Origin of the sequence: Bacteroides xylanisolvens (assembly GCF_018289135.1) — a bacterium.
Classification (GTDB): Bacteria; Bacteroidota; Bacteroidia; order Bacteroidales; family Bacteroidaceae; genus Bacteroides; species Bacteroides xylanisolvens.
This window is the reverse complement of record NZ_CP072216.1, coordinates 4744144-4756514: the sequence shown is the minus strand read 5'-3', so window position 1 is coordinate 4756514 and position 12371 is coordinate 4744144. Positions and strand designations below refer to the sequence as shown.

Here is a 12371-nt window from a genome sequence, read left to right as displayed (position 1 = left end):
GTATTAAGTATTAAAGATTGAGTGATGGAAAGAATAATTGAGAGAACCGATGACGGGAGCGCTACTCTGTTTGTTCCGGAATTGAATGAACATTATCATTCAACGAAAGGGGCACGCACGGAGTCTCAATATATTTTCATCGATATGGGGCTGAAAGCCTCTCCTGCCGCTACTCCACGTGTTCTTGAAATCGGCTTCGGGACAGGATTAAACGCTTGGCTCACCCTTGAAGAAGCGGAAAGAAGCAGACGAAATATACACTATACAGGACTGGAACTCTATCCACTAGACTGGCAGACAGTAGAACAGCTAGGGTATATCTCCAGCGATGAGCAGCTTACCATACATCGGAAGCAGACAGCAACCGATGAGCAATTTACCCCGAATGATGAAGAACAACAACCGGCTATCGAATTGTTTAAGCAGCTTCATACATCGCCCTGGGAGAAAGACGTGCAGCTTACGCCACACTTCACCTTACGAAAAATAGAAACGGACGTCAATCAATGGATAACGGGAAAGAAGGAAGAGTCAAAAATGAACAGCACCAACAACAATGCAGTCATTTCTCAATACTCAACTTCCAATACTCCGTTTAATACCATCTATTTCGACGCCTTCGCCCCGGAAAAGCAACCGGAAATGTGGTCGCAAGAACTATTCAACCGCCTCTATGTTTTATTAGATAGAGACGGAATTCTGACTACCTACTGTGCCAAAGGTGTAGTACGCCGAATGTTGCAGACAGCCGGATTCACAGTAGAACGCCTCCCCGGACCTCCGGGTGGTAAACGGGAAATATTACGGGCCCGGAAACAAGAGTAGAAACAAGATAAGATTGAAACCCCGAAACAGAAAAAATCATGAAACAACAACTAAAAGATATGAGAACACTTTTCCTTCTTGGTACCTGCCTCCTGATAGCAGCCTGCACAGGACGTTCCTCCCAGGCAAGTAACGATGACGAGACAAAGCCGGTGATAACCGTCACACTGGAACCGCAACGTTATTTCACCGAGGCTATTGCCGGAGATAAATTCAAAGTAGTCAGCATGGTGCCCAAAGGTTCCAGTCCGGAGACATACGATCCTATCCCCCAGCAACTTGTTTCTTTAGGAGACAGCAAAGCCTATTTCCGCATCGGGTACATCGGTTTCGAACAAACCTGGATGGACCGCCTAATGAACAATACTCCCCATATCCAAGTGTTCGACACCTCGAAAGGAATCGACCTCATACTCAATAATGATGACCATGGCCATGCCCACGGCCACAACAGTCACGACGGCCATATCCACGCCGTAGAGCCACACGTATGGAATTCTACCGGTAATGCTTTAATCATCGCCGGAAACACCTACAAGGCCCTTAGTCAACTGGATAAAGCAAACGAACCATATTATAGAAACCGTTACGATTCTCTCTGTCAGCGCATCCAGCACACCGACAGCCTGATTCGCCGGCAACTCTCCACCCCCGAAGCAGCCAAAGCCTTCATGATTTATCATCCGGCCCTCTCCTACTTCGCCCGCGACTACGGATTGCATCAGATTTCGATCGAAGAAGGAGGCAAAGAACCCTCTCCCGCTCATCTGAAAGACCTGATAGACGTCTGTCAGGCGGAAAATGTAGGCGTTATCTTCGTTCAACCGGAGTTTGACAAACGCAATGCGGAAACCATCGCGCAGCAAACCGGAACGAAAGTGGTCCCTATCAACCCGTTAAGTTATGACTGGGAGGAAGAGATGCTGAATGTAGCCAAAGCCCTTGCGCCGCAAGCTGCCACTAAATAAACGTATAAAGAAAGAACCAATCAAGCCCTTTCCAATGATGAAACCAATAATCGAAATAAAGAATCTTTCTGCCGGATATGACGGTCACACTGTTCTCCACGATGTTAATCTAAGCATCTACGAACGGGATTTTCTAGGTATTATAGGTCCGAACGGAGGCGGCAAAACAACGCTTATAAAGTGCATCCTCGGTTTGTTAAAACCAACCGGAGGGGAAATTATATTCCATACTCCCGAGAAGGCTCCCATAAGAACATCTACGGAAGGGACTTCGACAGAAACATCTGCCAAAAACTCCCACCAAAGTTCTTCCGCGAAATCCCAGCTTTTCCTCGGTTACCTACCGCAATATAGCACCATAGACCGAAAGTTCCCTATTTCCGTGGAAGAAGTGATCCTGTCCGGATTGAGCATACAGAAGTCGCTCACCTCCCGGTTCACTCCCGAACAGAGAGAGAAAGGCAAACAGATTATCGCCCGCATGGGATTAGAAGGGCTCGAAAGCCGCTCTATCGGACAATTAAGCGGTGGACAACTGCAACGTGCCCTGTTAGGACGTGCCATCATCTCGGATCCTGCAGTGTTGATTCTTGATGAACCCAGCACGTATATCGACAAGCGTTTCGAAGCACGCCTTTATGAGTTATTAGCTGAAATCAATAAAGAATGTGCCATTATCCTTGTCAGTCACGACATCGGCACTGTATTGCAACAGGTAAAATCCATCGCCTGTGTCAATGAAACGCTGGATTACCATCCGGACACGGGCGTCACTACCGAATGGCTGGAAAGAAACTTCAACTGCCCCATCGAACTATTGGGACACGGCACACTGCCTCATCGGGTTTTAGGGGAACATCATCACCATCATTAAAGGATACACATATTCAATATCCCAAACATATATATACAGCAACCCAAGTATTAATACCTGAAATCTCAACCATTAACAGCTGATATTACAAGTGTTAACACCTAACGTCCAAGCTATTAATAGTAAACTTCCGTTGTATTAATAGTAAACTTGTTCTTCTCTAACAGGAAAGTTATGATTGACTAAGGATAATCTATAAACGCAAGTTACGTTTATAAAATTGAAAGCTTTGTTTTTATAATTGCAAGTTTCATTTATAAAAACAAAACTTGCAATTATAGTTTATGACTAATGAAAAGGAAGTTTGTTATTAAGGCAAAAGAAGTTCACTAACAGGATAAAGGAAGTTTATCTCTAATACACCAGAGCTTATTTATTAAAGGACTAAAAATAATTTCCTTACTTGCCAACACACAAGTTCCCGCCTTCCGGAAGAGTGAAAGAGATAGTAAATCAGCCCTCCGTTACTTAATATTTCTTACTTTCTTCCTCATTATCCTTACAAATCACTATCTTTGCGACCTCATAATTTGTTTTTAACGAATAAACTACGATAGTGCTAATGAAACAGTACAGAACCGTAAACAACCTTATGGGTTGGCTTACATTCATCATTGCGGCAACCGTCTACTGCCTGACAATAGAACCGACCGCAAGTTTCTGGGATTGCCCGGAGTTCATAACCACCGGCTATAAACTGGAAGTCGGACACCCGCCCGGCGCGCCTTTCTTCATGCTAGTGGCGAATCTGTTTTCTCAATTTGCTTCCGACGTAACAACTGTTGCTAAAATGGTGAATTACATGAGTGCCCTCATGAGTGGCGCCTGTATCCTGTTCCTTTTCTGGAGCATCACCCACCTGGTACGCAAACTGGTTATCACTGACGAAAACAATATCACCAAAGGACAGCTTATCACAGTGATGGGTAGCGGACTGATCGGTGCACTGGTTTATACATTCAGTGACACATTCTGGTTCTCGGCCGTGGAAGGTGAAGTATATGCCTTCTCCTCCCTCTTTACCGCTGTTGTTTTCTGGTTGATTCTGAAATGGGAAGACGTAGCCGACCAGCCGCACAGCGACCGTTGGATTATCCTCATCGCCTATCTGACCGGATTGAGTATCGGTGTGCACTTATTGAACTTGCTTTGTCTGCCTGCCATCGTATTGGTATACTACTACAAAAAAACGCCGAATGCTACCGCCAAAGGTTCGTTAATAGCGCTATTAGGTTCAATGGTGCTCGTTGCAGCCGTGCTTTACGGCATCGTACCGGGTATCGTGAAAGTAGGCGGCTGGTTTGAACTGTTGTTCGTCAACGGACTCGGAATGTCATTCAATTCGGGCGTAGTGGTTTATATCATTCTGCTTGCAGCCGCTCTGATTTGGGGTGTATACGAAAGTTACACCGAAAAGAACAAAGCGCGCATGGCTATCTCCTTTATCCTGACGATCGCTTTGCTGGGTATCCCCTTCTACGGACACGGAGCCAGCAGTATCATCATCGGTATTTTGGTTATTGCCGCACTGGGACTTTATCTTGCTCCGAATGTACAGGCTAAAATCAAAGAGAGATGGCGTATCACCGCCCGCACCATGAACACAGCATTGCTGTGCACCATGATGATCGTAATCGGGTATTCTTCTTACGCACTGATCGTTATCCGTTCTACTGCCAACACTCCGATGGACCAAAACTCACCGGAGGATATATTCACCCTGGGCGAATACCTCGGCCGTGAACAATACGGAACCCGTCCGCTCTTCTACGGCCCTGCTTTCTCTTCGAAAGTGGCACTCGACGTAAAAGACGGCTATTGTATTCCGCGCCAGTCGGAAGCAGGAAGCAAGTTTGTCCGCAAGGAAAAGACTTCTCCCGACGAAAAAGACTCTTATATCGAACTTCCCGGACGTGTGGAATACGAATATGCACAGAATATGTTTTTCCCGCGTATGTACAGCTCGTCACACGCACCACTCTACAAGCAATGGGTAGACATCAAAGGGCATGACGTTCCTTACGACCAATGCGGAGAAATGGTAATGGTGAACATGCCTAACCAATGGGAAAATATCAAATTCTTCTTCTCCTACCAGTTGAACTTCATGTACTGGCGTTATTTCATGTGGAACTTTGCCGGACGGCAGAACGACATACAGGGTAGCGGAGAAATTGAACACGGCAACTGGATCACCGGTATTCCGTTTATCGACAACTTGCTGGTAGGTAATCAGGAACTGCTTCCGCAGGATCTCAAAAACAATAAAGGACACAATGTATTCTACTGTCTGCCGCTGATTCTCGGCTTAATCGGACTCTTCTGGCAGGCTTATCATAGCCAGCGGGGTATCCAGCAATTCTGGGTGGTCTTCTTCCTGTTCTTCATGACAGGTATCGCCATCGTGCTCTACCTCAACCAAACCCCTGCACAGCCCCGTGAACGAGATTACGCGTATGCCGGTTCGTTCTACGCCTTTGCCATCTGGGTAGGTATGGGAGTGGCAGGTATCATCCGTATGCTGCGAGAATACTGTAAGATGCAGGAACTTCCGGCAGCCGCACTGGCTTCAGTGCTCTGTTTGTTCGTCCCCATCCAGATGGCGGGACAGACCTGGGATGACCACGACCGTAGCGGACGCTTCGTTGCCCGCGACTTCGGACAGAACTACCTGATGACCTTACAGGAAAAAGGAAATCCGATTATCTATACCAATGGTGATAATGATACTTTCCCATTGTGGTACAACCAGGAAACAGAAGGCTTCCGTACAGATGCCCGCACCTGTAACCTAAGTTACTTGCAAACAGACTGGTATATCGACCAAATGAAACGCCCAGCCTACGATTCCCCTTCGCTTCCTATCACTTGGGACCGTGTGGAATATGTAGAAGGACAAAATGAATATATTCCTATCCGTACGGAAATGAAGGCTTTCATCGACAGCTATTTCAAACAGGCAAACGAACTGGCTGCACAGGGAGACACTACCATATTATCACTCGTTCACTCCATTTTTGGTGAGAATCCATACGAATTGAAGGAAATCATCAACCGTTGGATGCTCGGTAAGAACGACCAGTTGAAAGAGCTTCTCAAAAAGACTGGAAAAGATATCCAACTGCCGCTTATCCCTACGGACAGCATCGTAATGAAGGTGGACAAAGAAGCCGTACGCCGCTCCGGCATGAAGATACCGGAAGCTCTGGGCGACTCTATCCCCGAATACATGACAATCACCCTTAGAGACGCCAACGGCAACCCGAAACGCGCCCTCTACAAGAGTGAACTGATGATGCTCGAAATGCTTGCCAATGCCAACTGGGAACGTCCTATCTATATGGCAATCACCGTAGGAAGCGAAAACCATCTGGGCATGGGCAACCACTTTATGCAGGAAGGTCTTGCCTACCGTTTCACACCATTCGATACGGACAAACTGGACAGCAAGATAGACAGCGAAAAGATGTATGACAACCTGATGAACAAGTTCAAGTTCGGCGGTATCGACAAACCGGGTATCTATATCGACGAGAACGTGATGCGTATGTGCTACACGCACCGCCGTATCTTCACGCAACTTGTAGGCCAGCTTATCAAAGAAGGCAAGAAGGATAAGGCACTCGCCGCACTCGACTACGCCGAAAAGATGATTCCGTCATACAACGTACCGTACGACTGGGCAAACGGCGCCTTCCAAATGGCAGAATCTTATTACCAGCTGGGACAGAACGAGAAAGCCAACAAGATCATCGACGAGCTTGCCAACAAATCGCTCGAATACATGATCTGGTATCTTAGCCTGAACGATAACCAGCTTGCCATCGCCGGCGAAAACTTCGTGTACAACGCCAGCTTGCTTGACGCCGAAGTCCGCTTAATGGAAAAATACAAATCAGAAGAACTCGCGAAACATTACTCCACGCAACTCGACCAACTTTATAACGAGTACGTGACAAGAATGAAAGGGAAATAAATAGTAAGTATTAAGTATCAGGTATTAAGTATTACCATAGGCTTCCGACATGTTTTCCGCATGGATAATACTTAATACTTATTACTTAATACTTGTTTAACACAGACTCTCATGTTTATAGAACAACCACCTTGGCTTTTCCGGGCGTTGTATCCACAAGCTATCTTCCGGATGGATCCGAATGAACGGGCAGTCTATCTGACTTTTGACGACGGCCCCATCCCTGAAGTAACTCCCTGGGTACTGGAAGTATTGGAAAAGCATCATGTTAAAGCTACCTTCTTTATGGTAGGCGACAATATACGCAAGCACCCGGATGAATACCGGATGGTGGTAGAACACGGACACCGCATCGGTAACCATACCTTCAACCACATCCGTGGATTTGAATATTCTAATCCTGATTACCTCGCAAACGCCAGAAAGGTAGACGAAATTATTCATTCCGATCTCTTCCGTCCGCCACACGGACACATGGGGTTCCGGCAGTATTATACCTTGCGCTATCATTACCGCATTATCATGTGGGATCTCGTAACTCGTGATTATAGTAAACGGATGCGCCCGGAACAGGTATTGAACAATGTGAAGCGCTATGCACGCAACGGTTCCATCATCACTTTCCATGATTCACTGAAGTCTTGGAATAACGGTAACCTGCAATATGCACTTCCTCGTGCCATTGAATTCCTGAAAGAGGAAGGGTATGAGTTCAAGATGTTATAGAAACAACCTTTGAGAAAACAGGAACTTCGAAAAGAACAGAGATTTTTGAAAAAAGTCTCCAATGAGCCCAAAAGCTCCCTGATAAGAAGATAAAAATATAAGCCGAGGTCTTACGCCCCGGCTTTTGTAGTTTAAGGCCTGTTTCGTGCCCGAAATTGGGAGATCACTCCTCTTTCTTATAAGATGTCAGTACAAGCGCATTTCGCCCGGCAAAGGGAAAAAAGAGGGCAAAATAACCGGTATTCAAAAAGTTTCTGATTCACATTACCCTTTCCATCCGTATTTTTTTATACATTTGCAACGGTCTCTTCCGCAGAAAGCCTCCGGGTGGCGAGGGAGAGATGTTTATATTGAGAAGACGTTTACAAGCGTTTGTCATTTATGTTCAAAACTTCGCAAACTTTGACCTATCGGAATGACTAACAGCAACAAAGACGTCCTCCTGATGTGTATTTATATACATCCGTGCCTCACTTTGATAAACAAAGGGGGGCTACGGGTGTTGTACATATCGGCGTGGGCTTTCTGCGTTGTTCGTTCCCGATAATTGGCATTGCGAAGGCCTTGAACATGGAACGGACGAAGGTGAGAGATTCCCACGTATTCTATGCTAATATCCTAATCTCTTATTCCGTTTAACAATAAATTAACTTCTCGTTCTTTTTCCTTTCTATAACTTCTCGTTCTTCATAATATTTGTATGTATTTTGATCATATGGTACTTTCTTCCTGACTAATGCCACTATGATTCTTATGAGTTTGTTCTTGACATTATTTAAAGCCACTTGAGGCTTCTTTCCCTTACTAATCAGTCTTTGATAGTAATCTCTAATTTCGGGATTATATATTTTGGCTATATGAGCTGCTTGTCCTAATAATGATTTAATAAGTTTATTGGCGAAATGGCTTGTATGAGCAGGTGTATTTACACTCGTTCCGGATTGTTTACCAAAGGGGGCAACTCCATAATAGCATGCAATCTTTCTTGGGTCATATCCGAATTTTTTGAAGTTGTTTGTGTAGACCAACATACAGGTTGCGTTTTGCCTGGCTACGCCTTTTATTGAGGTTATAATAGCATAATTTTCTTTCAGTTCCTCATCCGCCTCTATTATGCTATCAATGGCCTTATCGCATTCGGCAATTGTTTTGTTTATCTCCGCAATAAGGTGTTTGCTCTTGCGGTTGATGAAGGATATTGCTTTTGACTTGTTTGATTGTGATTTGTCCTCTTTTCGTAATTCCATTGCCACTCTTTGCCCAACTAGCTTATGCCTATAGAGGAAAATCTCCCTTAGTTGCGCAAGGGATTCATTCAATGGTTCAAAGGGTACAACCTTGTCCTGTTGCCTCCATGCGTATTCAGCAATGATTGCTGAGTCCGCCTTATCGTTTTTCACACGCTGGATACCACTGCTATGTTTTATGGCGTAAGCGTTCTCAATCCATATGTCATAGCCTTTTCTGTAAAGCCATTTGCTCAGTCCTATACTACATGAACCTGTGTCTTCTCCACAGAATAGCCATTCCTCAGCAATTGTATTCCAAGCGTTTGTTTTAACCCAATTACATAACTTGCGGTAGCCCGTAGTGTTATTTGGGAAACACCCATACTCACGGGAGCCTATTTCGTTCATTCCACATGCGAGAATTATCGTCGCGTCAAGTTTCTCCTTTGAAAAATCAATTCCAATAAATAATTTTTTCATATTTTTGCTGTACTTTTCTAAGACTGGTAAAAGCTGTTTGAACTCTAAACTCTAAATAGGCTCGCAACCTTGATATTCTATCGGAGCTTTGCAGCTTGGCGGAGAGAGGCCGTTACGTGGGCTAGCCTCAAGTGCTTTCTCTTTTATGGTGTCCTCTTCCCGCCTATCAGTCTTTATCTTAATACAACAAAGATAATAAGACTGATATTTTCCTGATAAGATGCGGAGGTAATTATTCGTCTCGCTTGACTTTTTTAAAATAAATTTCCGACCTCTTATCTATTAACTGCAAACTTAGAGCCTTTTCTATATATTCCTGTCAACAATAGATTGAATTGTCCGCCCAACGGGAATCCGGGGGACACACATAAGCAGAATAGGCACATGATTCATGCGGGACAACTTATTGAACGCACGCTTCACGAACAGGGACGCACCGTCACCTGGTTCGCTACCCAACTATGCTGCACACGCCCCAATGTTTACAAGATATTCCGGAAAGAGAATATCGACATCCACCTGCTCTGGCGCATCTCCTACATCCTCGGCCACGATTTCTTCCGTGATCTGTCCGACAGCATCAACACCGGAAGCTTCCCCAGTGTATCCAAATAGGATACAATTTCGTATCGTTCTTGGAACTATGTTTTCACCCGGTAGTATACTCCTTTCGCATACCTTTGCAGGCATATTAACATATAATCACAAAAGGACATGAAAACGAAAAAACTATTTCTGATTATTACTCTGGTTGTCGGTTGTGCCGTCGGAGCCCATGCGCAAAAGACGGTCTTCAAGTTTCGCGACGCACAGGCACGTGCAGGTGATGCAGTTACTGAAGTTTGTGTCAAACCTACAGTTGTCGAGGTGAAAATACTGGAAGATAAGGGACGGATCAAGGATGAATGGACACTAAGCAAAGAGGAAGTGGAAATCGCCATGAAAGGAGAACTTGACAACATCCGTGCATGGGGGACGTATCTGTCCACCATCAAATACAACTGCGATGTCATCATGGGAGCCACTTTCAAAGTGGAAGATAATGAAAAAACAGGGGGATACACGGTTACAGTAGTAGGTTATCCCGGCATCTTCGTCAACTGGCATCCGGCCACAAAAGAAGATTATGAATGGATACGTCTGCAAAAGTTATCACCCACAGATGGAAAAAGCCAGATAGCGCCCGTCGTTAAGAATAAGAATTAATCACTAAAATATCAATAACAATGAAAAAAGTACTATCAATGGTTGCCGCACTCTTATTGTGCGTAGGAACTCAAGCGCAAATCGTATCATCCAGAAGCGCAATCGTCAAAACAGAGAAGCAAGCCAGCAGCACACAATGGTTCTTGCGTGCAGGTTTGAATATCATGAATTTCTCCGGTGACGGGGCCGAAGGAGCTGATTCAAACATCGGATATAACGCAACATTTGGTTATCAGAAGCCTTTAGGCAGTACAGGAGGATACTGGGGGATGGAGTTTGGACTTGGCTCCCGTGGTTTCAAAGTGGACGACACGAAATGTATGGCTCACAACATACAATATTCTCCGTTCACATTCGGATGGAAATTTGCTGTGGCGGACAACGTCCGTATCGACCCGCATGTAGGAGTCTTCGCTAGTTACGATTACACAAGCAAAATGAAAGAAGATGGAGAAAGCATCAGTTGGGGTGATTATGCAGATTATATGGAGGTTGACTACAATCATTTTGATGCCGGTATGAATATCGGCGTAGGAGTCTGGTATGACCGTTTCAATCTGGATCTCACCTACCAACGCGGATTTATAGATGCATTCAGCGATGCCGACGGATTCAAAACCAGTAACTTTATGATTCGTCTGGGTATTGCCTTCTAAGGACAACCAAACCTCAATAAACCATATTATTTATTCAGCGTCCACGATCTTTTCTTTTCACAAAAAGGGCCGTGGATGCTGTTTTCTTAAAAAGAACGGAATATGATGACCAAACGACAATTTCTGGTAATCTTGTATCTACTGCTAGGAATTATCCCACTAACAGCACAGACTTTCACCGAACAGAAAAAGAGCTATCCTGTCAGTGCAGACGGCAATAAATATGTGGTCAGCGGATTTACCCCTTTCAGCGATATGCAAGACGAAAACATCTACGCTAATGCACTGCTATGGATCGTCAAGAATGTCTGCCCACAGTTACGGGAAGGAATAGCGGAGGTCAACGTACCGGCTAAAAACTTCAGTTGCGATCTGATACTTGCCTCGCAGGCAGACTCAAGCCAAAAGAATACTTACTATTGCAAAGCCCTGTTTCAAGTAAAGGACGGTAAACTGGTCTATTATCTTTCCAATATACGGATAGAGTCATCAGCAGTGATAATGAAAAAAATCACTCCTATGGAGAAGCTACAACCGGACAAGAAAGCATCTCACAAAGAAATCATGGATGATTTCGTACAGGTTGAATCGCAAGTATTGAACAAAATGTTCGACTTCATCATAACGAACCAGCTTTCACCGATTACTCACTGGAATGAAATCAACATCAACAAGCCGGTGAAAGGCATGACGGAAGATGAATGTCTACTGGCTTTCGGCAAACCGCAGACTATTCAAGAATCAAATGGAGAAGTACAATGGATGTATTCCAGCTCGTTCTACCTGTTCTTCAAGGACGGACATGTGGAAACTATTATCAAATAGAGTCTAAAAAACGAATCATCTCAAAATCAAACAATTAAAACAATTTATTATGAAAACAATCTGGAAAGCAACTGTTTGCATAGTTGCAGTATTACTGTCGTTCAGCATTTATTCCTGTGGCGACGACGATGACGACGCTGTCGGTTCACGCGATTTATTGTTAGGAACATGGAATGGAGTGTATTATCTTTCACAAGAATGGGAAGATGGTGAAAAGGTAAGTGACTCTAAAGAAGATTTTGTAAATGGAACCAACCGTTATTCCATAGAGTTCAAGGAAGACGGTACGTATGTAGAAAAAGATGTCTACAACTCCTCCGGAAGTACTAATTATTATCATGGTACATGGAGCTACTCCGGTAATAAGCTGACTCTCATCGACACTGAAGAGGATAATTACACAGAAGTGTGGATAGTGACCACAATGACAGAAAATGAATTAGTCTATGAACTTCGTGAAAAAGAGAAAGAAGACGGAACAACATACGAATATTACGAACAACACGCTTTTACGAGATAATTCAAAGGCGTTATAACATAAAAACTTTCTTTCTTTTTCAGGAAGATAAAATTAAGCAAAGGTTTCTTTGGTGAAAAGAAACCTTT

11 protein-coding genes are annotated in these 12371 nt (G+C 44.3%); 10 read left to right on the top strand and 1 reads right to left on the bottom strand.

Features of this window, described 5'->3' with window-relative positions; all coding sequences use genetic code 11:
- Nucleotides 1-24: 24 nt before the first annotated feature.
- The 5 genes from mnmD to INE92_RS19850 all read left to right on the top strand — a co-directional run bounded on the left by mnmD (nucleotide 25) and on the right by INE92_RS19850 (nucleotide 7369).
- Nucleotides 25-825: a tRNA (5-methylaminomethyl-2-thiouridine)(34)-methyltransferase MnmD gene (gene mnmD / locus INE92_RS19870; protein WP_195436273.1), complete on the top strand. Its 801-nt coding sequence runs from the start codon at nucleotides 25-27 to the stop codon at nucleotides 823-825.
- Between the two features lie 38 nt (nucleotides 826-863).
- Nucleotides 864-1793, top strand: a complete 930-nt coding sequence (locus tag INE92_RS19865; RefSeq protein ID WP_009041165.1) for a metal ABC transporter solute-binding protein, Zn/Mn family — start codon at nucleotides 864-866, stop codon at nucleotides 1791-1793.
- Between the two features lie 37 nt (nucleotides 1794-1830).
- Nucleotides 1831-2667, top strand: coding sequence for a metal ABC transporter ATP-binding protein (locus INE92_RS19860; protein WP_195436276.1), 837 nt, complete (start codon nucleotides 1831-1833; stop codon nucleotides 2665-2667).
- A gap of 562 nt (nucleotides 2668-3229) precedes the next feature.
- Nucleotides 3230-6643, top strand: coding sequence for a DUF2723 domain-containing protein (locus INE92_RS19855; RefSeq protein ID WP_015531956.1), 3414 nt, complete (start codon nucleotides 3230-3232; stop codon nucleotides 6641-6643).
- Nucleotides 6644-6754: 111 nt separating this feature from the next.
- The gene (locus tag INE92_RS19850) at nucleotides 6755-7369 is read left to right on the top strand and encodes a polysaccharide deacetylase family protein (RefSeq protein WP_008641592.1); all 615 of its coding nucleotides are present in this window, start codon (nucleotides 6755-6757) and stop codon (nucleotides 7367-7369) included.
- A gap of 635 nt (nucleotides 7370-8004) precedes the next feature.
- Here the strand turns inward: INE92_RS19850 and INE92_RS19845 are convergent.
- Nucleotides 8005-9078, bottom strand: a complete 1074-nt coding sequence (locus tag INE92_RS19845) for an IS110 family RNA-guided transposase (RefSeq protein ID WP_211421236.1) — start codon at nucleotides 9076-9078, stop codon at nucleotides 8005-8007.
- Between the two features lie 384 nt (nucleotides 9079-9462).
- Here INE92_RS19845 and INE92_RS19840 point away from each other — a divergent pair, with 384 nt between their 5' ends.
- The 5 genes from INE92_RS19840 (at nucleotide 9463) to INE92_RS19820 (ending at nucleotide 12285) form a co-directional block, all read left to right on the top strand.
- Nucleotides 9463-9693 carry a hypothetical protein gene (locus tag INE92_RS19840; RefSeq protein ID WP_004313711.1) on the top strand — a complete coding sequence of 77 codons (231 nt, stop codon included), beginning with the start codon at nucleotides 9463-9465 and terminating at the stop codon, nucleotides 9691-9693.
- Between the two features lie 99 nt (nucleotides 9694-9792).
- Nucleotides 9793-10284, top strand: a complete 492-nt coding sequence (locus INE92_RS19835; RefSeq protein WP_008641587.1) for a hypothetical protein — start codon at nucleotides 9793-9795, stop codon at nucleotides 10282-10284.
- 20 nt (nucleotides 10285-10304) lie between these two features.
- On the top strand, nucleotides 10305-10940 hold the full coding sequence (locus tag INE92_RS19830) for an outer membrane beta-barrel protein (protein ID WP_008641585.1): 636 nt from the start codon (nucleotides 10305-10307) through the stop codon (nucleotides 10938-10940).
- 105 nt (nucleotides 10941-11045) lie between these two features.
- Entirely contained in the window at nucleotides 11046-11765 is a 720-nt protein-coding gene (locus INE92_RS19825) for a hypothetical protein (RefSeq protein ID WP_008641583.1), read from the top strand.
- Between the two features lie 49 nt (nucleotides 11766-11814).
- Nucleotides 11815-12285: a lipocalin-like domain-containing protein gene (locus tag INE92_RS19820; protein ID WP_008641580.1), complete on the top strand. Its 471-nt coding sequence runs from the start codon at nucleotides 11815-11817 to the stop codon at nucleotides 12283-12285.
- Nucleotides 12286-12371 lie beyond the last annotated feature (86 nt).

Bases quoted from the DNA above. Each gene is read 5' to 3' on its own strand.
- INE92_RS19860 (WP_195436276.1), top strand. From the start codon at position 1,831: ATGAAACCAATAATCGAAATAAAGAATCTTTCTGCCGGATATGACGGT.
- INE92_RS19845 (WP_211421236.1), bottom strand. From the start codon at position 9,078: ATGAAAAAATTATTTATTGGAATTGATTTTTCAAAGGAGAAACTTGAC.
- INE92_RS19830 (WP_008641585.1), top strand. From the start codon at position 10,305: ATGAAAAAAGTACTATCAATGGTTGCCGCACTCTTATTGTGCGTAGGA.
- INE92_RS19825 (WP_008641583.1), top strand. From the start codon at position 11,046: ATGACCAAACGACAATTTCTGGTAATCTTGTATCTACTGCTAGGAATT.
- INE92_RS19835 (WP_008641587.1), top strand. From the start codon at position 9,793: ATGAAAACGAAAAAACTATTTCTGATTATTACTCTGGTTGTCGGTTGT.
- INE92_RS19865 (WP_009041165.1), top strand. From the start codon at position 864: ATGAAACAACAACTAAAAGATATGAGAACACTTTTCCTTCTTGGTACC.
- mnmD (WP_195436273.1), top strand. From the start codon at position 25: ATGGAAAGAATAATTGAGAGAACCGATGACGGGAGCGCTACTCTGTTT.
- INE92_RS19820 (WP_008641580.1), top strand. From the start codon at position 11,815: ATGAAAACAATCTGGAAAGCAACTGTTTGCATAGTTGCAGTATTACTG.
- INE92_RS19850 (WP_008641592.1), top strand. From the start codon at position 6,755: ATGTTTATAGAACAACCACCTTGGCTTTTCCGGGCGTTGTATCCACAA.
- INE92_RS19855 (WP_015531956.1), top strand. From the start codon at position 3,230: ATGAAACAGTACAGAACCGTAAACAACCTTATGGGTTGGCTTACATTC.
- INE92_RS19840 (WP_004313711.1), top strand. From the start codon at position 9,463: ATGATTCATGCGGGACAACTTATTGAACGCACGCTTCACGAACAGGGA.